24 protein-coding genes are annotated in these 24,187 nt (G+C 66.2%); 14 read left to right on the top strand and 10 right to left on the bottom strand.

All coding sequences use genetic code 11. The features are described 5' to 3' along the window. Nucleotides 1-57: 57 nt before the first annotated feature. From KVT32_RS16335 to KVT32_RS16315, 5 genes are all read left to right on the top strand, one after another. Nucleotides 58-1,479, top strand: coding sequence for a basic amino acid/polyamine antiporter (locus KVT32_RS16335; protein ID WP_056323360.1), 1,422 nt, complete (start codon nucleotides 58-60; stop codon nucleotides 1,477-1,479). A 16-nt stretch (nucleotides 1,480-1,495) separates the two neighbouring features. Next, nucleotides 1,496-2,737: an arginine deiminase gene (arcA, locus tag KVT32_RS16330; protein WP_056323362.1), complete on the top strand. Its 1,242-nt coding sequence runs from the start codon at nucleotides 1,496-1,498 to the stop codon at nucleotides 2,735-2,737. A gap of 83 nt (nucleotides 2,738-2,820) precedes the next feature. After that, nucleotides 2,821-4,251 (top strand): basic amino acid/polyamine antiporter, encoded by a 1,431-nt coding sequence (locus KVT32_RS16325; protein ID WP_334167321.1) that lies wholly within the window; start codon nucleotides 2,821-2,823, stop codon nucleotides 4,249-4,251. Between the two features lie 25 nt (nucleotides 4,252-4,276). Beyond that, entirely contained in the window at nucleotides 4,277-6,097 is a 1,821-nt protein-coding gene (locus KVT32_RS16320; RefSeq protein WP_217618512.1) for an SLC13 family permease, read from the top strand. A gap of 29 nt (nucleotides 6,098-6,126) precedes the next feature. Further along, entirely contained in the window at nucleotides 6,127-7,515 is a 1,389-nt protein-coding gene (locus KVT32_RS16315) for an amidohydrolase family protein (protein WP_217618511.1), read from the top strand. A gap of 67 nt (nucleotides 7,516-7,582) precedes the next feature. Here the strand turns inward: KVT32_RS16315 and KVT32_RS16310 are convergent, their stop codons facing one another. The 3 genes from KVT32_RS16310 to KVT32_RS16300 all read right to left on the bottom strand — a co-directional run bounded on the left by KVT32_RS16310 (nucleotide 7,583) and on the right by KVT32_RS16300 (nucleotide 9,180). After that, a complete protein-coding gene (locus tag KVT32_RS16310; RefSeq protein WP_279989616.1) occupies nucleotides 7,583-8,200 on the bottom strand; it encodes a YiiX family permuted papain-like enzyme in 618 nt (205 codons plus the stop codon). Beyond that, nucleotides 8,197-8,364, bottom strand: a complete 168-nt coding sequence (locus KVT32_RS16305; protein ID WP_174245436.1) for a hypothetical protein — start codon at nucleotides 8,362-8,364, stop codon at nucleotides 8,197-8,199. The genes KVT32_RS16310 and KVT32_RS16305 overlap by 4 nt, the downstream gene beginning before the upstream one ends. Before the next feature lie 117 nt (nucleotides 8,365-8,481). Next, entirely contained in the window at nucleotides 8,482-9,180 is a 699-nt protein-coding gene (locus KVT32_RS16300) for a DUF3313 domain-containing protein (RefSeq protein ID WP_180100511.1), read from the bottom strand. Between the two features lie 225 nt (nucleotides 9,181-9,405). Between KVT32_RS16300 and KVT32_RS16295 the strand changes: the two genes are divergently transcribed. Then, nucleotides 9,406-9,600 carry a hypothetical protein gene (locus tag KVT32_RS16295; protein WP_056323375.1) on the top strand — a complete coding sequence of 65 codons (195 nt, stop codon included), beginning with the start codon at nucleotides 9,406-9,408 and terminating at the stop codon, nucleotides 9,598-9,600. Between the two features lie 135 nt (nucleotides 9,601-9,735). Next, nucleotides 9,736-10,365, top strand: a complete 630-nt coding sequence (locus KVT32_RS16290; RefSeq protein WP_056324574.1) for an FMN-binding negative transcriptional regulator — start codon at nucleotides 9,736-9,738, stop codon at nucleotides 10,363-10,365. A 4-nt stretch (nucleotides 10,366-10,369) separates the two neighbouring features. On the opposite strand, the gene KVT32_RS16285 is transcribed toward KVT32_RS16290, so the two are convergent. Then, entirely contained in the window at nucleotides 10,370-11,617 is a 1,248-nt protein-coding gene (locus KVT32_RS16285; protein ID WP_217618510.1) for an MFS transporter, read from the bottom strand. An 80-nt stretch (nucleotides 11,618-11,697) separates the two neighbouring features. Here KVT32_RS16285 and KVT32_RS16280 point away from each other — a divergent pair, with 80 nt between their 5' ends. From KVT32_RS16280 to KVT32_RS16270, 3 genes are all read left to right on the top strand, one after another. Then, a complete protein-coding gene (locus KVT32_RS16280; protein ID WP_217618509.1) occupies nucleotides 11,698-12,426 on the top strand; it encodes a helix-turn-helix transcriptional regulator in 729 nt (242 codons plus the stop codon). Nucleotides 12,427-12,562: 136 nt separating this feature from the next. Beyond that, entirely contained in the window at nucleotides 12,563-13,219 is a 657-nt protein-coding gene (locus tag KVT32_RS16275; protein ID WP_233462065.1) for an N-acetyltransferase, read from the top strand. 231 nt (nucleotides 13,220-13,450) lie between these two features. Continuing rightward, entirely contained in the window at nucleotides 13,451-13,726 is a 276-nt protein-coding gene (locus KVT32_RS16270) for a hypothetical protein (protein ID WP_062842113.1), read from the top strand. Between the two features lie 5 nt (nucleotides 13,727-13,731). Here the strand turns inward: KVT32_RS16270 and KVT32_RS16265 are convergent, their stop codons facing one another. From KVT32_RS16265 to KVT32_RS16255, 3 genes are all read right to left on the bottom strand, one after another. Next, the gene (locus KVT32_RS16265) at nucleotides 13,732-14,496 is read right to left on the bottom strand and encodes a DUF1828 domain-containing protein (protein WP_217618508.1); all 765 of its coding nucleotides are present in this window, start codon (nucleotides 14,494-14,496) and stop codon (nucleotides 13,732-13,734) included. After that, nucleotides 14,493-15,029 (bottom strand): hypothetical protein, encoded by a 537-nt coding sequence (locus tag KVT32_RS16260; RefSeq protein ID WP_056323388.1) that lies wholly within the window; start codon nucleotides 15,027-15,029, stop codon nucleotides 14,493-14,495. Before KVT32_RS16260 ends, KVT32_RS16265 begins: the two co-directional genes overlap by 4 nt. A 215-nt stretch (nucleotides 15,030-15,244) precedes the next feature. Then, entirely contained in the window at nucleotides 15,245-16,096 is an 852-nt protein-coding gene (locus KVT32_RS16255; RefSeq protein ID WP_128828751.1) for a neutral zinc metallopeptidase, read from the bottom strand. A gap of 84 nt (nucleotides 16,097-16,180) precedes the next feature. Here KVT32_RS16255 and KVT32_RS16250 point away from each other — a divergent pair, with 84 nt between their 5' ends. The 4 genes from KVT32_RS16250 (at nucleotide 16,181) to bamC (ending at nucleotide 19,660) form a co-directional block, all read left to right on the top strand. Continuing rightward, the gene (locus KVT32_RS16250) at nucleotides 16,181-16,807 is read left to right on the top strand and encodes an L-threonylcarbamoyladenylate synthase (RefSeq protein ID WP_056323394.1); all 627 of its coding nucleotides are present in this window, start codon (nucleotides 16,181-16,183) and stop codon (nucleotides 16,805-16,807) included. 69 nt (nucleotides 16,808-16,876) lie between these two features. Further along, complete coding sequence (locus KVT32_RS16245) at nucleotides 16,877-17,524, top strand: site-2 protease family protein (RefSeq protein ID WP_056323397.1); 648 nt, start codon at nucleotides 16,877-16,879, stop codon at nucleotides 17,522-17,524. Nucleotides 17,525-17,612: 88 nt separating this feature from the next. Continuing rightward, the gene (gene dapA / locus KVT32_RS16240) at nucleotides 17,613-18,518 is read left to right on the top strand and encodes a 4-hydroxy-tetrahydrodipicolinate synthase (RefSeq protein ID WP_056323399.1); all 906 of its coding nucleotides are present in this window, start codon (nucleotides 17,613-17,615) and stop codon (nucleotides 18,516-18,518) included. A gap of 17 nt (nucleotides 18,519-18,535) precedes the next feature. Further along, nucleotides 18,536-19,660, top strand: coding sequence for an outer membrane protein assembly factor BamC (bamC, locus tag KVT32_RS16235; protein WP_128828750.1), 1,125 nt, complete (start codon nucleotides 18,536-18,538; stop codon nucleotides 19,658-19,660). Nucleotides 19,661-19,846: 186 nt separating this feature from the next. Here the strand turns inward: bamC and KVT32_RS16230 are convergent, their stop codons facing one another. The 3 genes from KVT32_RS16230 to mutS form a co-directional block, all read right to left on the bottom strand. Beyond that, complete coding sequence (locus KVT32_RS16230) at nucleotides 19,847-20,068, bottom strand: endopeptidase (protein WP_081101139.1); 222 nt, start codon at nucleotides 20,066-20,068, stop codon at nucleotides 19,847-19,849. A 218-nt stretch (nucleotides 20,069-20,286) separates the two neighbouring features. Further along, on the bottom strand, nucleotides 20,287-21,480 hold the full coding sequence (locus KVT32_RS16225; RefSeq protein WP_217618506.1) for a cupin domain-containing protein: 1,194 nt from the start codon (nucleotides 21,478-21,480) through the stop codon (nucleotides 20,287-20,289). Continuing rightward, nucleotides 21,477-24,131 (bottom strand): DNA mismatch repair protein MutS, encoded by a 2,655-nt coding sequence (gene mutS / locus KVT32_RS16220; protein WP_227741266.1) that lies wholly within the window; start codon nucleotides 24,129-24,131, stop codon nucleotides 21,477-21,479. The genes KVT32_RS16225 and mutS overlap by 4 nt, the downstream gene beginning before the upstream one ends. Between the last annotated feature and the right edge of the window lie 56 nt (nucleotides 24,132-24,187).

The following is a 24,187-nucleotide window of genomic DNA, read 5'->3' as shown; positions in this document are numbered from 1 at the left end:
CATGCCCGGCAAGCTGGCCGACCCGCTCACGTCTTTGCTCAATATTGGAGGTGCATGATGGAAAGCAGTACTCCCAAGAAGCTTGGATTGCTTGCCTTGACCGGCATGGTGGTGGGGTCGATGATCGGCGCCGGGATTTTCTCGCTGCCCAGGACCTTTGGCGGGGCGACGGGCGTCGTCGGCGCGGTGATCGCGTGGATCATCGCGGGGGCGGGCATGTACACGCTGGCGCGCGTGTTCCAGGCGCTGGCCGAGCGCAAACCCGACATGGACGCGGGCGTCTTTGCGTACGCCAAGGCGGGCTTTGGCAACTATATGGGCTTTCTGTCCGCGTTTGGCTACTGGATCGGCAGTTGCATCGGCAACGTGTCGTACTGGGTGCTGATCAAGTCCACGCTCGGCGCCTTCTTTCCCGTTTTCGGCGACGGCAACACGGTCATCGCAATCGCGGTGGCATCGGTGGGGATCTGGCTGTTTCACTTCATGATCCTGCGCGGCGTGCAGCAGGCGGCGTTCATCAACGCGGTCGTGACGGTCGCCAAGATCATTCCGATCCTGGTGTTCATCGTCGTGCTGTTCGTGGCATTCAAGGTCGACCTGTTCCGCATCAACTTCTGGGGCGAAATGAGCGGCTACAGCCTGTTCGAGCAGGTGCGCAGAACCATGCTGGTGACCGTCTTCGTCTTCCTGGGGATCGAGGGCGCAAGCGTGTATTCGCGGTTCGCGTCCAAGCGCTCGGACGTGGGGGTGGCCACGCTGATCGGCTTTGTGACGGCGTTGCTGCTGATGGTGCTGGTGTCGCTGCTGCCCTATGCGGTCATGCAGCAGAGCGACATCGCCGGGCTGCGCCAGCCGTCGATGGCCGGCGTGCTGGAATCGGTGGTGGGTCCGTGGGGCGCGGTGTTCGTCAGCGTGGGGCTGTTGATCTCGGTGCTGGGCGCCTATCTGGCCTGGTCGCTGATCTGCGCGGAAGTGATGCACGCGGCTTCCAAGAACGAAGACATGCCGCGCGCGTTCGCCCGCGAGAACAAGAACGGCGTGCCGGTCGTGGCCCTGTGGGTGACCAACATCATCGTGCAGCTTTTCGTCATCAGTACGTACTGGTCGCGCGACGCCTTTGCGCTGATGCTGAGCCTGACCAGCGCGATGTCGTTGATCCCCTACCTGCTGGTCGCCGGCTTCGGCTGGCAGCTTGCCAAGCGCGGCGAGACGTATGTCGACGGCAAGGACCGCAAGCGCGATCTGACGCTTGCCAGCATCGCGGCCATCTACACCGTGTTCATGATTCTCGCCGGCGGATTGAAATTCCTGCTGCTGTCGGCGCTGTTGTACGCGCCCGGGTCTGTGCTGTACTTCTGGGCCCGGCGCGAGCAGGGCAGGTCGTTCTTCACAGGTTGGGAGTTGGTCGTATTCATCGTGGCATGCGTCGGAGCTTTGGCCGCCATCGTCGGCCTGATCTACGGCTGGATCGCCATTTAACGTCTGGGAGCTAGTCATGGCTGATACCGAGGAATTTGGAGTCCATTCAGAAGTCGGGCAATTGCGCACGGTGATGGTCTGCGCGCCAGGACGCGCCCACGAAAGATTGACGCCCTCCAATTGCGATGCGTTGCTGTTCGACGACGTCATGTGGGTCGACAACGCCAAGCGGGACCATTTCGACTTCATGACCAAGATGCGGGACCGCGGCGTGGACGTGCTGGAAATGCACAACCTGCTGGCCGAAACGGTCGCGATACCGGAGGCAAAGAAGTGGATCCTGGACAACCAGGTGGTGGCGAACCAGGTCGGGCTGGGATTGCTCGATGAGATCCGCAGCTACCTGGACGGGCTGGCGCCGCGCAAGCTGGCCGAGACGCTGATCGGGGGGCTGTCGACCGACGAGTTTCCCGAGTCGGTGGGCGGCGAACAGCTCATGCTGATCAAGGAGGCCGCGGGCGTCACGGAATACCTGCTGCCGCCGCTGCCCAACACGCTGTACACGCGCGACACGACCTGCTGGATCTACGGCGGCGTGACGCTCAATCCGCTGTACTGGCCCGCGCGGCACGAAGAGACGATCCTGACGTCGTCCATCTACAAGTTCCATCCGCGCTTTGCCGGCAAGGTGAACGTCTGGTGGGGCGACCCCACGGCCGACCACGGGCTGGCCACGCTGGAAGGCGGCGACGTCATGCCGATCGGCAACCGCACGGTGATGATCGGCATGAGCGAACGCACGTCGCGCCAGGCCATCAGCCAGCTGGCGGCCACGCTCTTTGCCAAGAACGCGGCCGACCGGGTGATCGTGGCGGCCATGCCCAAGCTGCGGGCGGCCATGCACCTGGATACCGTGCTGACCTTCGCGGACCGTGACTGCGTGCTGATGTACCCCGACATCGTCAACAACGTCCAGGCGTTCTCCTACCGGCCGGGCAACACCCCGGGCTCGCTGGAACTGCATAAGGACAAGGGGTCGCTGGTGGACGTGATCGGCGAGGCGCTGGGCGTCAAGAAGATGCGCGTGGTCGAGACTGGCGGCAACGCCTATGTCCGCGAGCGCACGCAGTGGGACAGTGGCGCCAATCTGGTCTGCATCTCGCCCGGGGTGGTGCTGGCCTACGACCGGAACGTCTACACCAACACGCTGCTGCGCAAGGCGGGCATCGAGGTCATCACCTTCGTCGGCGCGGAACTGGGCCGGGGCCGCGGCGGCGGGCATTGCATGACGTGCCCGATCTCGCGGGATGCCGCCTAGCGGGGCATCGGCGCGCGCGACCGTCCCGGCGGGGGACGGCCGCGCGGGCGGGGCAAGCACTGGGTCTTTTTCAGGAGAAGATCGTGAGCGGGGAAACTGCCAAACTTTCTCGCATGGCGCTTGCCGCCATGGTGGTGGGCTCGATGGTGGGGGCGGGGATCTTTTCGCTGCCCAGCGTGTTTGCGCGCAATACCGGTCCGGTGGGCGGCATGGTGGCCTGGGCCATTGCCGGCACGGGCATGTTGACGCTGGCGATGGTCTTCCAGTTCCTGGCGCGCCGGCGTCCCGATCTGGACACGGGCATCTTCGCGTACGCCAAGGCCGGCTTCGGGCTGTATCTGGGGTTTCTGGCGGCGCTGGGCTACTGGACGGCCGCCTGCCTGGGCAACGTCAGCTACTTCGTCATCTTCAAGGGAACGCTGGGCGCCGTGCTGCCATTCTTCGGCGACGGCGACACCGTGCCGGCCGTGCTGGTGTCTTCGGTGCTGTTGTGGTCCACCCATTTCCTGATCCTGCGCGGCATCCGTCAGGCCGCCGGCATGAACACGGTCGTCACCATCGCCAAGGTCGTCCCGATCGCGATCTTCATCGTCTTTGCCGCCTTTGCCGTGGACCTGGACGTGCTGCGCGCGAACATCGCCGAGGGGCTCAGCGGTGAAGGCAAGGGCAGTCTTTTCGAGCAGGTGCGCAACACGATGCTGGTCACGGTGTTCGTGTTCCTGGGGGTGGAAGGCGCCAGCGTCTATTCGCGCTACGCCAAGCGGCGCGAGGACGTGGCGGTTGCGACCATTGTGGGTTTTCTGCTGGTGCTGGCGCTGCTGGTGATGGTGACGATGCTGTCGTACGGCGTGCTGCCGCGCGCGGAGATCGCGGCGCTGCGCAATCCGTCCATGGCGGGCGTGTTGCGCGCGGTGGTCGGGCCGTGGGGCAGCATGCTGGTCAGCGTGGGGCTGATGGTGTCGGTGGCAGGCGCCTATCTGGCGTGGATCCTGCTGGCGGCCGAAGTGCTGCGCGCCGCGGCCGGCGCGGGCATCATGCCGTCGTTCCTGGGCCGCGAAAACCGGCACGGCGTGCCGGCAGCCGCGCTCTGGCTCAGCAACGGCATCGTGCAGCTCTTTCTGATCGTCACGCTCTTTACCGAAGACACCTTCGTGCTGCTCAAGAACATGGCCAGTTCAATGAGCCTGATGCCGTACTTCTTCGTGGCCGCGTTTGGGCTGATGCTGACCGTGCGCGGCGAAACCTATAACGGCTGGAGCGGGCGGCGCAAGGTCGAACTGGCGCTGGCGGCGGCCGCCACGGTCTATGCCGCCGGGCTGGTGTATGCGGGCGGCTTCCGGTATTTCATCCTGTCGTGCGTCATTTACGCGCCCGGCACCATCCTCTTTCTGATTTCCCGCCGGGAGCAGCGGGGCAACATCTTTGCCCCGTATGAATGGCCGATCCTGATTCTGGTGCTGGTGTCGTGCGGCATCGGCGTGTGGGCGATCAGCACGGGCAACACGGCGTTCTAGGGACGCGCGAAGGAGCCGCACGGCAATGGTCAGCGAACTGGCAGTCGTCCTCACCATCCTCTGCGCGGCTGTCGTGCTGTTTGTCATCGGGCGGCCCCGGTCCGATGCCGTGGCGCTGCTGGTCATGCTGCTGCTGCCCCTGAGCGGCACGGTGACCTACCGCGAGGCGCTGGATGGATTCTCCAATCCCAACATCATCCTCATCGCCTGCCTGTTCGTCGTGGGCGAGGGGCTGGTGCGCACGGGCGTTGCGCAGGCCGTGGGCGACCTGCTGCTAAAGCACGGCGGCAAGAGCGAGGGATGGCTGGTGCTGCTGGTGATGGGGGCCGTCGGCTCGATGGGCGCGGTGATGAGCTCCACGGCCGTGGTCGCCATCTTCATTCCCATCGTCCTGCGGATCGCGCGCAAGTCCGGCATGGCCAGCCGCCGGATCCTGATGCCCATGGGCGCGGCGGCAGCCATGAGCGGCATGCTGACGCTGGTGGCAACCACGCCGAACCTGGTGCTCAACAGCGCGCTGGGCTATGCGGGCTACGAGGGCTTTCGCTTCTTTGACTTCACGCCGATCGGCATTGTGGTCTTGGCCGGCGGCATCGCCTACATGCTGTTTGCGCGCAATCTGATCGACGCGGGCCAGGGGCCGCGCGCCGCGAACCGGCCCAGCTTCGGCGACTGGGCCACCAAGTATTCCCTGCAGAACCGGGCCTGCCGCCTGCTGGTGCAGGACGACTCCGATCTGGTCGGACGTCAGCTTGGCATGTGGGCGGGCGAACTGGGCAAGGCGGCGTTCGTCATCGCGATCGAACGCCATTCGCGCTTCGCCCGGGCCGTGATGCGCCCCACGGCGGACGACGTGCTGGAAGCGGGCGACATCCTGTTGCTGGACATGGACGCCGAGGGTTTCGACATCGACGGATTCTGCGCCCGGCATCAGGTCAAGCGGTTGGCGATGTCCGGGGTGTACTTCACCGATCAGGCGCGCGACGTGGGCATGGTGGAGGTCATCATCCCCTCGGAGTCGCGGCTGGAGGGCGCAAATGCCCGCGAGTCCGTGGTGCTGGCGCGGCACGGGCTCTTTGTTGTCGGCCTGTGGCGCGGCAAGGAGGCCATGCGCGACCTGCCGAATGTAAAGATGCGCGTGGGCGACACGCTACTGGTGGTCGGCCCGTGGACAGGCATTTTCTCGCTGCAGGCCGAAGAGCACGATCTGGTCAGCCTGGCCATGCCGGTCGAAGCCGATTCGCTGGTGCCGGTGCCCAATCGCGCGCTTCACGCGCTGTTCTCGCTGGCGACGGTCGTGTTCCTGATGCTGACCGACTGGGTCCCCAACGTGATGGCGGGACTGATCGGCGGCCTGATGATGGGCCTGTTCGGCTGTGTGACGCTGGACGTGGCGTACCGGTCGATCAACTGGCGCGCGCTGATCCTGATCGTGGGCATGCTGCCTTTTGCGCTGGCGCTCAAGCGCAGCGGCGGCGTCGATATGGCCGCGCAGTTCCTGCTGCACTATTCGGGCGATTGGGGCATCTACGGGCAGCTGGCGCTGGTGTTCGTGGCGACCGTCACGCTGGGCGTGGTGGTGTCGGGCACGGCCACTGCCGTGCTGATGGGCCCCGTGGCGATCAGCATCGCCGAAAGCCTGCATGCTTCGCCCTACGCGTTTGCGATGACGGTGGCCATCGCGTCGTCCGCGGCGTTCATGTCGCCGGTGTCCACGCCTTCCAATGCGCTGGTCAGCGTGGCGGGGGGCTTTGGCTTTGCCGACTATCTGAAGATCGGAACGCCATTGACCTTGTTTTCCCTGGTGGTCAGCGTGCTGCTGATCCCGATCCTGTTTCCGTCCTGAAGGCGGATGACTCACCCAGAGGCGCGATCATGGTTGTCAGGACTGGTATTGCATTCACGGCGGCATTGCTGATTTTCGGGGCTGGGTCGGCGCATTCCCATTCCTTGCCCGCGGCCCAGGCGGCGGCGCCGCCGGGCGCGCAGGCCGCGGCCGATTCCCGGGTCCTCTTCGAAAATGTCCGCATCTTCGACGGCGTGTCGGGCGAGCTGAGTCCGGCGAGCAGCGTGCTGGTCCACGGCAACGTCATTGAAAAGGTGTCGCGCGACAAGGTGCCGGCCGACGGCGCGCGGGTCATCGACGGCGGCGGGCGCACGTTGATGCCTGGGCTGATCGACATGCACTGGCACAGCATGTTCGTCGGCGTGCCGCTGGCCGTGGCGATGACCCAGGATCCGACCTACCTGAACATTGTCGCGGGCGTGGAGGCGGGCAAGACGCTGATGCGCGGCTTCACCACGGTGCGGGACCTGGGCGGCTCGGCGTTCAGCCTGAAGCAGGCGGTGGACCAGGGCGTGATCCCGGGCCCACGCATCTACCCGTCCGGCGCGATGATCAGCGTGACCAGCGGGCATGGCGATTTCCGTTCGATGGCGGACCTGCCGCGCACGCTAGGGGCGCCAGCGTCGCGGCACGATCTGGCCGGCGACAGCACCATTGCCGACAGCCCCGACGAAGTGCGCCTGCGCACGCGCGAGCAACTCATGCAGGGCGCGACGCAGATCAAGCTGACCGGCGGCGGAGGCGTGTCGTCGCCGCACAGCCCGCTGGACGTCGTGACGTTCACCGAGCCCGAGCTTCGCGCGGCGGTGGAGGCCGCGACGGATTGGGGCACCTACGTGGCGGTGCACGCCTACACGCCCACCGCCATCCAGCGGGCCGTCAAGGCGGGCGTGCAGAGCATCGAGCACGGCAGCATGATGGACGAGGAAACGGCGCAGCTGATGGCCCGATCGGGCGTATGGCTTAGCACGCAGCCCTTTCCGGACGAACTGGCAGACGCCTTTCCCCGCGGCTCGGACCAATGGCAAAAAGCGCAGGAAGTCTTTGCCGGCACCGACCGGACCTATCATCTGGCGATCAAGTACAAACTGAAGACGGCGTTTGGCACCGACATCCTTTTTTCCAGCCAGCTGGCGGCGCAGCAGGGCAGGATCCTCGCCAGCCTCACGCGGTGGTACACGCCGGCACAGACGCTCATGATGGCGACCGGCACGAACGCCGAATTGCTCAAGCTGTCGGGCAAGCGCAATCCTTACCGCGGCGACCTGGGCGTGGTGCGCGAGGGAGCGCTTGCCGATCTGCTGCTGGTCGATGGCAACCCCATTGAAGACATCTCGCTGATCGGTGACCCGGAGAAAAACTTCCTGGTCATCATGAAGGACGGTGTGCTCTACAAGGACACCGTGCCGGTACGCTGAGCGTTTCAGGTGGGCGGCGCGGGCATGATGCCCCACGGCGCGCGCCGTTATCGGCGCGGCGCCGCCGTCAGAAGGTGCCGACGGTCACCAGTTGGTCCGACGCGAACATGGCGGCCGGCGAGATGATGGGTTCTTCCCAGGGAATGCGCTTGCCGTAGCGTTCCTGCATCTTGGCCTGCACGGCGGGCGAGGCCAGATCGAAGCTTTTCAGCGGGGCCAGCGCGCCAATCTGCACGCCGAGGACGCGCTCGTAGATCTTCCAGACCAGTTCGGAGCAATAAATCTGGTCGTCCGACCAGGCGAACACCAGATCGTAGGGCTTGCCCACATAGGCGGCGCCCGCCTTGGCCAGGCGGGCGCGCGCGTCGGGCGTGAGCTGCGATGCGTCGCGCAGCCGCTTGACGACGTAATGGCCGCGCTCGCCTTGCGCGATCCATTGCGAGAGGGGGGTGTAGCTGACGCGCGCCGCGGCCTCGAGCACGTAGGCCTGGCCTTGGCGCGTCACGATCATGCCCATGTGGCTATAGGGCGAATGCGTGGCCTGTTGGATGGCCAGGCTTTGCGCCGATCGCGACTGCTGGAAAACCATGTCGCCCGTCTGCAGGTCGGGCGTTGCGGCGGCGGCCATGGACAGCGCGCAAAGCGCTGCCCCGGCGGACGCACAGACCTTTGCCGCCAGCCTCACGGGCGAGCCCGTCCTGTCGCAGGCGTCTGCTTTTTGGCGCGCGGTTTGGCCGCGGGCTTTTCTTCTTTGGGCGGCGTGTCGAACTCTTGTTTGTTGCGCTCGCCGCGTGGCGTGTTTTCGGGGTGGGGTTTGGGAAATGCCCAGGGCTTTGTTTTCTGATCCATTGCATGTACTCCTTGCACAGGCGGAACAGTAGCATTAGCCGTGGTCCCTGGGTAAGTGAGGGTTGACGTCAATATTCATCACATCGTGATATGCAGCGGAAAATGGTCACCCGCGCATCACGGCGTTTTGGGAATTTCCGCGACCCAGATGCGGTCGAATTGCTCGCGAACCCGGCGCGCCCAGTCGTCGATGGCGCCTTGCACGTCGGCCGCCGTGGGCTTGCGGCTCTCGGGCAGGTTGCTGCCCGTGACGGCGCCCATCGAGGCGATCAGCAGCTGGTTGGTGGTGGCATCGCGCGCGGAGGCTTCGATCAACAGCCGCGCCGATTGATCGCGCAGGCCCGCGGCCTTGGCCGTCTGGCCCAGTACGTAGCCGATCGGCACGTATTCGCCCGGGCGCGGATCGCGATCGTTGCGGAAGGTGCCCGTGATGGCGGCCCGCAGCCGCACCGAGCGCGGCGCGGGCGCCGATATCAACTGATAGCCGGCCTGCGAAAACTCCCGGCGCAAGGCGGCGTTCATGTAGTCCAGCACGCGCTGCCGCAGTTCGGCATTGTCGCGAAAGTCCAACTCGTCAGGCCGGTCGCCGGGAATGTAGGTCACATTCTCCAAGAGCAGCTTCTTGTCGAACTGGCTGCCGATCGGCGGTCCCGGCCGGACCCAGATGCGGCCGCCGCTCCAGTTTGGGTCCTGCTGGAGCTGGCTCTGGGGTTCGCCAAGCGCGGTGGAATAGTCCTTGGCCTTGGGCAGATTGGTGCAACCGGCCAGTCCGATGAGTGCGCAGCAGGCCGCGCACAGTGCGAGGTTGGGCTTCATGGGGGCTTTCCTTTTCAGACTACGGCGTCCGCGGTGGCGGACACACGACCGGCACGATTCATGCTGGCAATTATCTGCCCGAAACTCGCGCTGCCGCGGCTATTTTTTTGGCTGCGGGCATCGGCTGCGCGCCTGGCCGCATCATCCTTCTGGCCATGCGAAAACGCTGTCTTGCCGGCTGTGGCCAGCGCTACGATGGGCATGTGCACATAGAAGGAGACATCTATGGACACCGCCAACGAATGGTATGCCGCCGTCAAGGAATGGCAGCGGGCCCGCGATGAACTGACCGAAGCGATCGCCGCGATCCAATGGCCCAGTCCCACGCCCGGCTGCCTTGAAAACTACGACCGCGCCTTTGCGCATGAAACCGAGGCCCGCGAACGCATGAACGCCGCCTACGCGCGATCCCGACGATAGCAGCGAGACGCATTGGCGGCGCCAGTTGGCGCACGAGGTGCTTGGCTCCATGAAACGCGGAAGGTGTGGCTCTTTCAGTGGGGCCACGCGCGCGGTATGTTGTCGCTTTCCTGACCTTTTCATCGCGCCGCCATCATGTACCTGCCGTCCGCCTTTCGCGAAGATTCGCTGGATATCCAGCACGAGTTCATCCGCGCCCATCCGCTGGGCGTCGTCTGCACCAGCGGCGACGGCGGGCTGATGGCCAATCACATTCCCTGTCTGCTTTATCCCGAAGGCCCGCATGGCGTCCTGCGCCTGCACGTGGCGCGCGCCAATCCGCAGCTTGCCGAGCTGGCTTCGGGACGCGAGTGCCTGGTGGCCTTCCACGGCGCGCAGGCCTACATCACGCCGTCCTGGTACGCGACCAAGGCGGAGACGCACAAGGTGGTGCCCACCTGGAATTTCGTGGCTGTCCACGTGTGGGGCACGCCTGTCATCCAGGACGATCCGGCGTGGCTGCGTGCCCAGCTGGAGGCGCTGACCGACAGCCAGGAGCGTGCGCGCGCCCAGCCGTGGCGCGTGGACGAGGCGCCCGCCGATTTCATCGCCGCGCAGATGCGCGCCATCATCGGCGTGGAAATCCCCATCGCGCGCATCGAAGGCAAGTGGAAGGTCAGCCAGAACCGCAACGCGGCCGATCGCGAGGGCGTGGCCGAGGGGCTGGTCAACGAACGCGGCGACGCGGTCATGGCCGGCCTGGTGGCGCGGCGCGGCGGCGCCTGAGGCGTCAGAGCGCGCCGCGCCTGGCGTGGGCGCCACGACCCGCGGCAAAGCACAGGATGGCGGCCAGCTGCAATACGGCGGCGGCGGCCAGGAAACCCGGCAGCGCCAGCCCCGTCGGCTGCAACAGGGTCCGCAGCGCCCCGAAGGCGGCCGGTGCAAAGGCATAGGCGCCTTGCGACAGTGCCACGATCAGGGGCACCACCCGGGCCGCGTCCTCGCGCGCGAATTCCGCCTGCGCGATCAGGGGCGGCAGGGACGTGGCGTTGCCGATGCCCGACCCGAACAGCACCACGCCCGCCCACACCGCCCATGTGTGGTCCCCGGCCAACATCAGCACCAGCGACCCGGCGATCTGTACGGCATAGGCCGCGCAGGCGATCCGGCGGCGGTCGGCCGCCGGAGGCATCAGCCAGCCGACGAGCGAGCGTCCGGCGATGGCGCTGGCGGTGGCAAGTCCCATTGCCAGTCCCGCCGTCTGCGCGCCCAGCAGCGGCGCCAGCAGCGACAGCAGGTGCGCGATCAGGCCGATCTGGGCGAACAGGCCCAGCGCCATGCCGGCGGCCAGCGTCACGAACGCGCGGTCGCGGCGCAGCTGGCCGGCGGCCGCCGGCGCGGTCTGGGTGGCGGTGGGCGGCTTGCCCCCCGCGTCGCCGTCCGGGGCCTGGCCAAGCTGTCGCGGCGTCACTGAAAACACCTTGCGCGACAGCACGCCGATGACAACGACCATCGCCAGCCCGACCCACAACGCCGCCTGCGCAAAGCCGGCGTGCGCGATCAGGAACACCCATAGCGGCGAAAAGACGACGCCGCCGACGCTGGCGCCGTTGTAGGCCATGCCCAGGGCGGCCGGACGCCGCCGCACGAACCAGGGGGCGATCAGGGCGTTAACGGCGGCGGCGCCCAACGTCACCCAGCCCATCCCGCTGCACGCCGCGGCGGCATACAGTTGCGCGGGCGTCTGCGCCACCGCCCATCCGGCCACGCCCACGGCCAGCAGCGCAGCGCCGCCGGCGGTCGTGCGGGCGACGCCGATGCGGCGGTACAGGCGCGGCAGGTTGGCCACCACCACTGTGCCGGCCAAAAAGTGCAGCGTGACCGCGCCCGATACCAGCGCGACGCTCCAGCCGGTGCGCTGGACGACGGCGTGCAGGAATACCGGCGGACCGTAAAAACCCACGCCCCAACCGAAGACGGCGAGCACGAAGGTGGCGCAAAGGACTTTCCAGCCAAAAAAGGGAGGGGAGGCGGACATGGTCTGGGCGATTGATGCGAGTTTCGATGCGGCGAAGTATGCTTACGGCCTACACACAACACTTTGGCCGATATCGAATCATGGATTCCGAGTTCGCCGACATCAACCTGTCCGCCGTGGCAGGCGCCATCGCCGATCCCGCGCGCGCACGCATGCTGTGCCTGTTGCTGGACGGCCGCGCGCGCACCGCCACGGAACTGGCTGCGGCCGCCGACATCGGCGCCTCCACGGCCAGCAGCCATTTCCAGCGCCTGCGCGATCAGGGCCTGGTGGAAATGGCCGTGCAGGGCAAGCACCGCTACTACCGCCTGGCCAGCGGCGAGGTCGGCCACGCGCTGGAGGCGCTGCTGGTGGTGGCGGGCGCCGAGCGCGCGCCGTTCAAGCCGACCACGCCGTCCGCGCTGCGCGACAGCCGCACCTGCTACGACCACATGGCCGGCACGCTGGCCGTGCGCATCCATGACGCGATGCTGGGCCGGCATTGGCTGACGCCGGACGGGCGCGACTATGTACTCACGCCGCTGGGCGAAGCGTCGCTCGCGCAAGTCGGCGTCGACGTGGCCCAGGCGCGCCAGCGCCGCCGCCGCTTCGCTTGCGCTTGCCTGGACTGGAGCGAACGGCGTTCCCATCTGGGCGGCGCCTTGGGCGCGGCGCTGCTCGACGCGCTGCTCGCGCGCGGCTGGGTCGCAAAGGACCTGGACTCGCGCGCATTGGGCATCACAGCCAAGGGCGAGCGGCAATTCCCGGCATTTTTTGGCCTGGCGGGCGACCAGCCCGCAGCCCAAAGGCACGCGCATGCAGCCGCGTGATCGATTCCTCGCCTGGCCCCATTCACCGCCCTGACCGGCGGTGCACCCGCACACAACTTTTCAAGCCGCGGATGCGGCTTTTTTTACGTCTCCCGTCCCTCGCGGACCGTTCTTCAACCCTGTACAGGAGGTGGCCTTGCCTACGCTGGCCTTGCACGCGTTCCGTCACGTCATGTCGATCGTGACGGAATTGCGCATCGACGTTAACCATAGTCCCCAGGAAGTGGACAAGGAGCTCGATGCCATTCACAACCGCATGAATCGTCCGATGGACCGCTTGCATGGATTGCCGGAGGTCAAGACCGACATTCCTGGCATCGTGCTTCGCTATCGCGAGGCCGACGGCGAGTATTACGTGTATGTGGTGGACGTGCGGCGGAACCGGTTGGCGGGCTATACGGTGTTCAACCGGCTGATCGAAGTGGGCCGGCGCGCCGATCCCTACGTGCGCGCGCCGCATTCGAAGTACGCAGCGCCCTACCAAGGCATGGGCCTGGCCACCGCGGTGTACCGGTGGGCGCTGGACGCGGGCCTGTGCATTCTTAGCGGCGCCCGCCAGTCCGTCGGGGCGCACCGCCTGTGGATGGGACTGTCGCGCCACTACGCGCTGGGTTACGTGGACCTGCGCTGCAAGCAGCTCACCTATCTGGGGCGCGAGGTGGCGCCCCGCGTGCGCGATGACCTGCATACCCGCATGATCCTGCTCGGCAAGGGCTGGCGGTTGGACGACTACATGCGCGTGACAGGGATGAATATGTCCGAGGATGCGCTTTCGCAACAGACCCTAGGGTAATCCCCCGGAATTGGCGGTGGGCGCCGGTACGTGCAGCGCCGGCGCCGGCTCGCAAGCCGCGCCGGCGCTACCTTTCAGGCTTGAAAGCGGATGCGCTTCTCAATATTTGAGAAATGGGGACGCGCCTGCGTTGGCGCAACAGTGTTTCTATTTTCTGCTTGAGTTACAAAACTTATCCGGATTGTCATGAAATCACGGAGTATGCTCGACGGCAGATAGAGGACTACCGAAGTGCATCAGAACAACTTGATCTACAAGGGATACCGCCTCACGGCCAAGGTGTCCCGGGGCGGCGGCGCCATCGAGCCCCCGCCCGAAGCCAGCGGCCCTGTCTTCACTGCCTCGGTGATGGTTGTCCAGGCAGGCGCCATACTCGAAGGCGGCGACGAATACCCCGTGCCCCAGTTTGCGGGCGGCGGCTTCGTCTACAGTCCGCGCGAGGCCGTGCATGCGGCCATCGTGCACGGCCGCGAAATCGTCGACGGCCTGACCAACACGCCGTCCTGAGACGGCTAGGCCGAAAACACCTCTCGCCAGTCACGGGTCTTGGCCAGCGTCTGCACGGTGGCGGACTGCTCCAGGATCGTCACGGCCTTCTTGAATTCCTCGGCCGATGCGCCGTCTTCCAGAATCACCATGCGCGAGTTGCGCGCATCGGCCATCTTCACATCCGACATCTTGCCGTGGGTCTGGTAGACCTGCGTCCAGTCCATCTTCTTGCCCGCTTTCAGCGCGATCGGCTCGATGTAGGTGAGGGCGGTGCTGCCCGCCGCGCGCACCGCGTACGCAAAGTCCGCCGTGTGACCGCTGCTGCCCTTGGCGCGCGCGCCCTTGACCATGCGGTTCACGCCCACGCCTTCGGCCAGCGCGCGGCCCACCTGCGCGCGGAATCGCAGCTGGCTGAACCGCGGCATCCATTTCGCGCATTGGAACGACAAGGCCATCGCCAGCTTCACCGCGTCCCACAGCGCTTCCTGCAACTGCTCGATCGGACCTTCGGCCACGATGGCGCCGGACCGGTCGAAATGGGCGAGCGTGACGCCCGGCGTTTCGTTCAGGATGTCGATGCGCTTGGCCGCCACGTCGATGCCAAAGCTGGACGCATGCATGGCGGTCTCACAGGCGTCGGTCAGGTAGAACGACGGCTCATCGGGATGCGCGATGAAAAAGGCGGCGTGCTGGCCGTCCAGGCCCAACGTCATGGGAGAGACGGCGCGAACGGCGTGTTCGCCCGCCGGCAGGACGGTCCAGCCGGAGGCTTCCAGAAAATTGCTCATAGGATCAGTTCGATTTGGCGGCCTTTGAGGGGATGCGCAAAGCCGCCGGCCAGCGTCAGGTTCGCTCGCGGCAGGAAATACTGCATCAGCGCGCCGATGGTGTCCAGCGCGGGCACGATCGGCTCGGCATAGCCTTCGCCTTCTTCGACCCAGATGTGTTCATGGCTGCGGTCGGCAAGCGGCTTGCGGTATTGCGGCCGGTCCGCGCCCACCAGGCTGGTGTGGAACGAATCGTCGGTATCGACGCCATACACCCGGTGCGGGCCCACGAAGAGACTGGCGCAGAACGCCTCGGTCAGGAAGATGGTGGCCTGCCCATGCACTGCCGTGCGGGCGCCCCGGTACATGACGCGGAAGATCACGTCTTCGCGCACCTCGCCCTTGATCTTGCATGGACAGCTGAATTCCATCCACTGGGCATTGCCCGCGGCGGGTTTCGGCAGCCAGAGGATCGGCTTGGCGGTTTCCTTGGGTTCGGCAAGAATCTCTTGCACCTCATCAACGGTGATTAGCGGTTCGAACTTGTTGGCCATGGAAACGAATCTAGGGTCTGGGGGCGCGCGCGAAGCAAAACGTGCATGCGGCATGCGCTGCGCCCCGCCGCGCCGCGGTGAAAACACGCGCGCGCAGCATTGCGAGGGGGCGTAATCTTACAAGATGAAGACGGCGGGGGTATTCGGCCTGGATGGATATACAGGTGTTGGCGCTGTGCGGCCCGGAGCGGGTGAGGGCCGCGCAGCGCCGCGCGTCACAGAGACGTCGCGCCAAACGTGTCGCACTGCTTGATGCTGCCGCTTTCCAGGCCGCGCTTGAACCAGCGCACACGCTGCGCGGAGCTGCCGTGCGTGAAGGCATCGGGCACGACGTATCCCTGGCTCTGCTTCTGCAGGCGGTCATCGCCGATCGCGGTGGCGGCCGCCAGCGCTTCTTCGACGTCGCCGCCTTCCAGGATGTTGCGCGCGGCATCCGCGCGCTGCGCCCAGAGGCCGGCAAAGCAATCCGCCTGCAGTTCCAGCCGAACTGACAATGCATTGGCCTGCGAGGGGTTGCGCCGGCGCAGTTGGTCCACCTGGTCCGAGATGCCCAGCAGGTGCTGCACATGATGGCCGACTTCATGCGCAATCACGTACGCCTGCGCGAAATCGCCGGGGGCCTTGAACCGGTTCTGCAGTTCGTCGAAGAACGACAGGTCTATATAGACCTTGCTGTCGCCCGGACAGTAGAAGGGCCCCATGGCGGATTGGCCGGTGCCGCAGGCCGTGGGCGTGGCGCCGCGAAACAGCACCAGCTTGGGCTCGACGTACTGGCGGTTCAGTTCCTTCTGGAAGATGCCGGTCCACACGTCTTCGGTTTCGCCCAGGACCTTGGACACGAAGACGGCCTGGGGATCGTTGGCCGGCGGGGCCGAGGCGGGCGCCTGCTCCTGCACGGCCGGGCCTTCCGCCATGTCCAGGACCACGCGCGGATCGACGCCGAAGTACATCGCCACCAAGGCAAGTACTATCGTGCCTATGCCAATGGTCCCGCGGCCGCCGATTCGTGGGCCGCTGGAACGGCGGTCTTCCACATTGTCGCTCTGGCGCGAATTATCGAGGCGCATACTGGTTCTCCGGGCGGATCGTCATTACCGCCATTTTGCATCGCCGCGCTATTGGGCGGCCGTCAAGGATGTTAGGATAAACCCATGGCTTTGTATTTCTCTGTCCACCCCGCAAATCCCCAGCCGCGGCTGCTCAAGCAAGCCGCGCAATGGCTCAATGACGGGGGCCTGGTGGCAGTGCCCACCGACTCCAGTTACGCCGTCGTCGCCCGCCTGGACGACAAAAGCGCCGCCGACGGGCTGCGCCGCCTGCGCGGACTGGACGAACGTCATCACCTCACCCTCCTGTGCCGCGACCTGGCCGAAATCGGCCACTTCGCCCGCGTCGACAACAAGCAATACCGACTGCTGAAAGCCGCGACGCCCGGCCCGTGGACCTTCATTCTCGAAGCCACCAAGGAAGTGCCGCGGCGCGTGTCGCATCCCTCGCGCAAGACCATCGGCATCCGCGTGCCGGATCACGCCGTCCTCTTGGGCTTGCTGGAACAGGCGGGTTCGCCGCTGCTGTCCACCACGCTCATCCCCAAGGATGAAACCGAGGCGCTGAACGACGCCGAGGAAATCCGCGAGCGCTACGACCACGATCTGGCCGCCATCATCGATGCGGGCGCCTGCCCGCAAGCGCCCACCACCGTGATCGACCTGACCGGCGACGAGCCGGTCGTCGTGCGCCTGGGCCGCGGCGATCCCGCTACCCTCGGACTTGTCTGATATTCCCCCTCGCCTCGATGCACGAGACGCGCCGCGCTGGCGCGCGGCTCATCTACAATCCGGTTCGCCATGAATGACATCATCCAAACCATTGCGGTCTACGCGATACCGGTTATCTTCGCCATCACCCTGCATGAGGCGGCGCACGGCTACGTGGCGCGTATGCTGGGCGATCCGACCGCCTACCAGGCCGGACGGGTCAGCCTGAATCCCGCACGCCACATCGACCCCGTCGGCACGCTGCTGGTGCCGGTCGCCATCCTGCTGGCCTCCAAGCTCATGGGCAGTCCCGGCTTGCTCTTCGGTTGGGCCAAGCCGGTGCCCGTGGACTTCGGCCGCCTGCGCCGTCCCAAGAAGGACATGGCCTGGGTCGCGCTGGCCGGACCGGCCGCCAACCTGTTCATGGCCATTTTGTGGGCGCTGTCGCTGCGTCTCTTCATGGAAAGCGGCCTGCACGAAAGCTTCTGGTTCGAAATGGCGGTGGCGGGCGTCAACGTCAACCTGGTGCTGATGGCGCTGAACCTGCTGCCCATCCTGCCGCTGGACGGCGGACGCGTTCTCTTCAGCCTGCTGCCCAATCGCCTGGCCTGGCAATACTCGAAAATCGAGCCGTATGGATTGATCATCGTCATCGTCTTGCTGGTCACCGATGTGCTCTGGTTATTGATGCAACCGGTGCTCGGGCTGGGAACGACAATCGTCCAGTGGTTTCTGTAAGATTCCACCCAATATCCGTTAAACTCAGCGGTTTCACTGAATCAGGCCCTGGGGCAATCCCGCCGCGGGGTTTTGGAGCCCGACATCTATGGCATCCCCTGCTACCGCCGCAGGCGTTAATTTCCAGGGCAGCATGGTGGCCTTGGTCACCCCAATGCAACCCGATGGCAGCCTGGACTACGCTGCCTACCGGTCGCTGATCGACTGGCATGTCCAGGAAGGCACCGACGCGCTGGTGGTGGTGGGCACCACCGGGGAGTCGCCCACGGTCTCCATGGAAGAACACGCGGAACTCATCCGCGTTGCCGTCGAACATGCTGCAGGCCGCATTCCGGTCATTGCCGGCGTGGGCGCCAACTCCACCGACGAAGCCATCCACCTGACCCGCCACGCCAAGGCAGTGGGCGCGCAGGCTGGCCTGTCGGTCGTTCCGTACTACAACAAGCCGTCGCAGGAAGGCCTGTACCGCCACTTCCGCACCATCGCCGAAGCCGTCGACCTGCCCACCATTCTTTACAACGTGCCGGGCCGCACCGTTGCCGACATGAGCAACGAGACGATCCTGCGCCTGGCGCAGGTGCCGGGCATCATCGGCATCAAGGACGCCACCGGCGACATCGCCCGCGGCGGCCTCTTGCTGCGCGAAGCGCCTGCCAGCTTCCAGGTCTTCAGCGGCGACGATCCCACCGCTGCGGCCCTGATCCTGCTGGGCGCGCGCGGCAACATTTCCGTCACGGCCAACGTGGCGCCCAAGCTCATGCGCGACCTCTGTGCCGCCGCCCTCGCGGGCGATGTGCCCAAGGTCCGTGAACTTAACGCGTTCCTGGCGCGTCTGAACAAGGTTTTGTTCGTCGAAGCCAACCCCATCCCCGTCAAGTGGGCGTTGGCCCAAATGGGCCGCAGCGCGCTGGGCTACCGGCTGCCGCTGGTCGAACTGAGCGCGCAGCATCACGCAACGGTGCGCAATGCGCTCCAGGAAACGGGACTGCTCTAAATATCGTGAGGAAACGTATGAACAAACGTCATGCCGGTTTGTCGGCATTGATGTCTCTGGTGTTGCTGGCCGGGTGCTCCGAGGTCAACCAATTCCTGGGCAATGAAGAATCGGTCGACTACAAGAGCGCGGTAAACCAGCGTGGAGAGCCTCTCAGCATTCCGCCCGACCTGACGCAGGCCAATAGCGATCCCCGCTACCGCGCGCCGGCCTCGGGTTCCACCACCTTCTCTGAATTCCAGCAACAGGGTGTGGCCCAGGCCAGCGCCCCGAAGACCAGCAACGTGCTTCCCAACCGTTCGGACATGCGCGTCGAACGCGACGGCGATCTGCGCTGGCTCGTCGTGGACCGTCCGCCCGAGCAGGTTTTCCCCCGCCTGATCGACTTCTGGACCGAAAGCGGCTTTACCGTCGCCACCAACAATCCCGGTGCCGGCCTGATCGAAACCGACTGGGCCGAGAACCGCGCCAAGATCCCCGAAAGCTGGCTGCGCCAGGCGCTGGGGGCGGTGCTGGAATCGGCGTGGGATAGCGGCGAGCGCGAGAAATTCCGCACCCGCGTCGAACGCGTCAACGGTCACACCGAAATCTACGTCAGCCACCGCCAGATGCTCGAAAAGCGTGTCGGTTCCGACGGCGGCCAGGTGCAGTGGCAGAACGGCAAGGAAGACCCGGGCCTGAACGCCGCCATGCTGGCGCGCATGATGGTCTTCCTGGGTACCGACGTCGACAACGCCCGCAAGCTGGTGCAGCAGGCCGAGGCCTCGCCGCAGCGTCCCGCCGTGCAGCAGGACGTTCGTGCCCAGGGCGCGTCGCTCATCGTCAGCGAATCCTTCGACCGCGCCTGGCGTCGTGTCGGCGTGGCGCTCGATGGCGGCGGCTTCGCAGTCGATGACCGCGATCGTTCCTCCGGCGACTACTTCGTCCGCTATGTCGACACCGACACCGGCGAAAAGATGGAACAGCCTGGCTTCTTCAGCCGCATGTTCTCTGGCGACAAGAAGGCGCAGGCAGCTCAGTACCGCATCCACCTGGTGGGCAACGGCGAACAGACGACCGTCTCGGTCTTGGACGCCAACGGTACGCCGGACAGCAGCCCGACCGCGCAGCGCCTGCTGAGCGTCCTGAAGGACAAGATGTAATAGAACCGCCGGGCCGCGCGCTCACGCGCAGCGGCCGCCGGCAGGGCCCCCGGGTGGGGCCCCATGCCCGGCCGGCGGCAAGCGCGGACTTCCGTCGCTTACGTTCCGGCAAGGCACAAAAAAACCCTGGCATCACATGCCAGGGTTTTTTTTGCGTCTTCAGTGCGGGGGTTCGTGCCTGAAGGATTACGACGCGGGGGTGGTCGAGCCGCCCGGGGTGGTCGAACCGGAACCGGGCGTCGTGCCCGGGGCCGCCGGTGCGGGCGAGGCCGGGGGCGTGCCGCCAGGTGCGGGCGTGGTGGCGCCGGGAGTCGGGCTGGTCGCCGGCGCCGGGGCATCTTCCTTCTTGTTGCAAGCGCTGAGCGCGACGGCCAGCACCGAGGCAATAATCAAGGTTTTGCTCATCATTATTTGAACTCCTGTAGATGACGACTCTTGAAACCCCGTTAGGGGAAACCAGAACTCAGGCTACAGGAAGGTTCAGGCCGATCGCGTAGGAAAGTTAAATCGTTCGCATCCCAACGGCAACAAACCTTTCAGCTTGGTGTTATGTCTTTCTTGATGTGACCCGGTTTACAGACCTGATTTCTTTCTGTGTGACACGGATACGCGAACGTTTCCAGATACTACTCGGCTCGGTAATGAATCCAGCCCGAGTCCAGCCAATCGGCCAAACATGCCCGTGCTTCGTCGGAAAGACGGGCGCAGGCGGGATGCGCACAATCCAGGCTACGTGAATCGGCCAGCAGGCGCAACGCCGCATCTGCGGGCGTCATGGCGGTTTCTCCGTTGATGAACAGCTGTCTGCCGCGATAGAGCATGCGGCTGCGGCGGTCCAGCACCAGACGTCCCGACGTGGGCCAGTCTTCCTCCAGATCGACGTCCATCCCCTCGGGCGCGTCAAACACGCTGAGGTTGCTGGGCTCGGTCAGCCAGCACCCCAGAAAGCGCGACGCCAGCGCGTCGTCAAAGCGCAGCTTTTCCACCGTTTCCAGCGTGGCGGCCACCAGTGCGTCGGGCAGCGCCGCGGGCGTGTCCACGGCCGGCTGTGCCGGATCGCGGTAGACGGCCGACAGCTTCGGGCCGGGCAGGGCGGGTTCGCCGTAGGGACCACCCAGAAGGCCCACGCGGGCCATGACCTGGTCCGCGGCCGCTTCCAGCAGGCCACGCGCCAGCGTCGCCTGCGTCGGCGCCCGGAAACCGATGGAGATCGTCATGCAGCCATCGCCCATGGCAATGCCGTCGTGGGCGGCCTGCGGCGGCAGGTACAGCATGTCGCCGGGCGCCAGCACCGCCTTTTCCTCGGGCTGGAAGTTGCTCAGGATCTTGAGCGGCAAGCCCGGTTCCAGCGACAGGTCCTTCTGGCGGCCATAGCGCCATTCGCGCTCGCCCGCCGCCTGCAGCAGGAATACGTCGTAGCTGTCGAAATGCGGGCCGACGCCGCCGCCGTGGCTGGCGATGCTGATCATCACGTCGTCCAGGCGGGCGTCCGGAATGAACCGGAACTGGGCCATCAGCTCGGCGGCCGCATCGCTATGCAGGTCCACGCTCTGCACCAACAGCGTCCAGTCGCCTTCGTTGTCCTTGGGCAGACGCGCAAACGGGCCGTTTTCCATCTGCCATTCGCCGTTCTCGCGCCAGATGAGGCGCGACTCCACGTCGTCGCGGCGTGCGAGTTTCTTGATGGCCGCGATGGTGACGGGCGGCTTGAACGCCGGAATGGCCTGGCGGATCAGCAGCGGCTTCTTCTGCCAGTAACGGCGCATGAAGTCGTTGGGGCTTTGATTGCCCAGGAGCGCAAGCGGATGATCGAGGTTCATTGGAGGTGCTTCTTCAAGCGGTAAAGGGCATCCAGCGCTTCGCGCGGGGTGAGGCTGTCGGGGTCGATGGCGGAAAGCTCCTCGCGCAGGGAGTCGAGCGCCTCGATGGTGTCTGCACGTTCGGCCTGCGCATACGCCTGGGCGTCGGCCTCGGCAGCAGCCGAGAACAACCCCAGCTGCGGCGTGGGGGCGCCTTGCGCTTCCAGGCGTTCAAGTTCGCGCGTCGCCTGCCGGATGACGGCGGCGGGCACGCCGGCGCGCTGGGCCACCTGAATGCCGTAGCTGCGGCTGGCGGGGCCTTCGCGCACTTCGTGCAGGAAGACGATGCCGCCCGCCGACTCGGCCGCGGCCAAGTGGACGTTGGCGGCCGTGGGCTGCTCGGCGGGCAGGCGGGTCAGCTCAAAGTAGTGCGTGGCAAACAGCGTCAGCGCGCGGTTGTGCGACAGCAGGCGGCACGCAATGGCCCACGCAAGCGCCAGGCCGTCATACGTGGACGTGCCGCGCCCGATTTCGTCCATCAGCACCAGGCTGTTGGGCGTGCTGGCCGACAGGATGGCCGCGGCCTCCGTCATTTCCATCATGAAGGTCGAGCGCCCGCCCGCCAGGTCGTCGGCCGCGCCGATGCGGGTGAAGATGCGGTCGATCTTGCCGATCCGGGCGCGCGAGGCCGGCACGAAGCTGCCAATGCGCGCCAGCAGCACGATCAGCGCCACCTGCCGCATATACGTCGACTTACCGCCCATGTTCGGGCCGGTGATGAGCAGCATGCGCCGCGCGGGATCCAGACGGCAGCCGTTGGGGGTGAAGCGTTCGATGGCGCGTTCCACCACCGGATGGCGGCCGGCCTCGATGTCGATGTCGGCCTGCTCGGACAGCTCGGGCGCGATCCAGTCGTGGCGCTGCGCGTGTTCGGCCAGCGCGGCCAGCGTATCCAGCTCGGCCAGCGCCGCGGCGCAGTCGGACAGCGGACGCACGTGCTCGGCCAATACGTCCAGCAATTGCTCGAACAGCCATTTTTCGCGGGCCAGCGAGCGGTCCTGCGCGGACAGCACCTTGTCCTCCCAGGTCTTGAGCTCGGGCGTGATGTAGCGCTCGGCATTCTTGAGCGTCTGGCGGCGGCGGTAGTCTTCGGGGACCTTCGCTGTCTGGCCCTTGGTGACTTCGATATAGAAGCCATGCACGCGGTTGAACTCCACGCGCAGGTTGCTGATGCCGGTGCGCTCGCGCTCGCGCGCTTCGAGCTGGACAAGGAAGTCTCCGCCGTCGGCGGCCAATGCGCGCAGCTCGTCGAGTTCGGCGTCAAAGCCGGCTGCCAGCACGCCGCCATCGCGGATGGCCACGGCAGGCTCAGGCGCGATGGCGCGCACCAGCAGGGCGGCCAGGGCAGGATCCACGGACAGATGCGAGATCAGTTCGCCGATGCGCGGCGAGGCGGACATCGGTTCGACCAGGTCGGCCAGCGCGGGCAAGGCCTGCAGCGCGTCGCGCAGGCTGGCGAGCTCGCGCGGGCGCACCGACCGAAGCGCCAGGCGCGCGGCAATGCGCTCGATGTCGGGAAAGGCATTCAGGGCGGCGCGCAGCGCTTCCAGCAGACCAGCCGAGCCAAAGGTCTGCTCCACGTCCATGCGCCCGGCCAGCAGCGCCGAAATGGCCTGCTGGCGCGCCAGCGCCTGATCGTTTTCGCGCAAGGGGTGATGCAGCCACCGGCGCAAGAGGCGGCTGCCCATCGGCGTGCGGCAGCCGTCCAGCAGCGAGAACAGCGTGGGCGAGTCTTCGCCCGACAGCGTCTGCGTCAGTTCCAGGTTGCGCCGTGTGACCGGATCCAGCAGCACGAACTGCCCGGGCCGCTCGGCCGACAGGCTTTGCACGTGCGCCAGTGCCTGCGACTGCGTGCGCGCGGCATAGCGCAGCAAGGCGCCGGCCGCGCAGATGCCGGCCGGCATGTCTTCGATGTCAAAGCCCGCCAGCGTGTCCGTCTTGAAATGCGCCAGCAGGTGCGCTCGCGCGCCGTCGCTTTCGAAGTGCCAGTCCGGCACGCGGGAGCGGGCGCCTTCGAACGGAAAGTCGAACTCCGCGGTGTCGGCGCAAACGATCTCCGCCGGCGCAATGCGGTGCAATTCCGATTCCAGCTGCGCGGGCGCGCATTCGGTCACCCGGAATTCGCCGCTGGCCAGATTCAGCCACGCCAGCCCCGCGCGCGGCGCGCGAGCGCTGCCGCTGATGCAGATGGCCGCCAGCGCGCGATCCGCCTTGGCGGGCAGCAGGGCGTCGTCGGTCAAGGTGCCGGGCGTCACGATGCGCACGATGCGGCGCTCGACCGGCCCCTTCGAGGCGGCCGGATCGCCGATCTGCTCGCAGATGGCGACGGATTCGCCCATCGCCACGAGCCGGGCCAGGTATTGCTCCATGGCATGCACCGGCAGGCCAGCCATGGGGATGGGCACGCCGTTGGACGAGCCCCGCTTGGTCAGTGTCAGATTGAGCAGCCGCGCGCCGCGCTCGGCGTCTTCGTAGAACATTTCATAGAAGTCGCCCATGCGATAGAACAACAGCAACGGCCCGGCCTCGGCTTTGAGGCGCAGGTATTGCTGCATCATGGGGGTGTGGCCCGCGTGGGCGTCGGCGGCGGTATTTTGCAGTGCAGAATTCATGCCCGTGATTGTATCGGGGCGGGCAAGTCCCCGCCGAGCCGAGGCGTGGCGATTTG

Source organism: Achromobacter sp. GbtcB20 (assembly GCF_019091095.1).
In the GTDB taxonomy this organism is placed as follows: Bacteria; Pseudomonadota; Gammaproteobacteria; order Burkholderiales; family Burkholderiaceae_B; genus Achromobacter; species Achromobacter mucicolens.
Note: the sequence above shows the minus strand (reverse complement) of the source record. Positions and strands in the feature narration are given on the sequence as shown.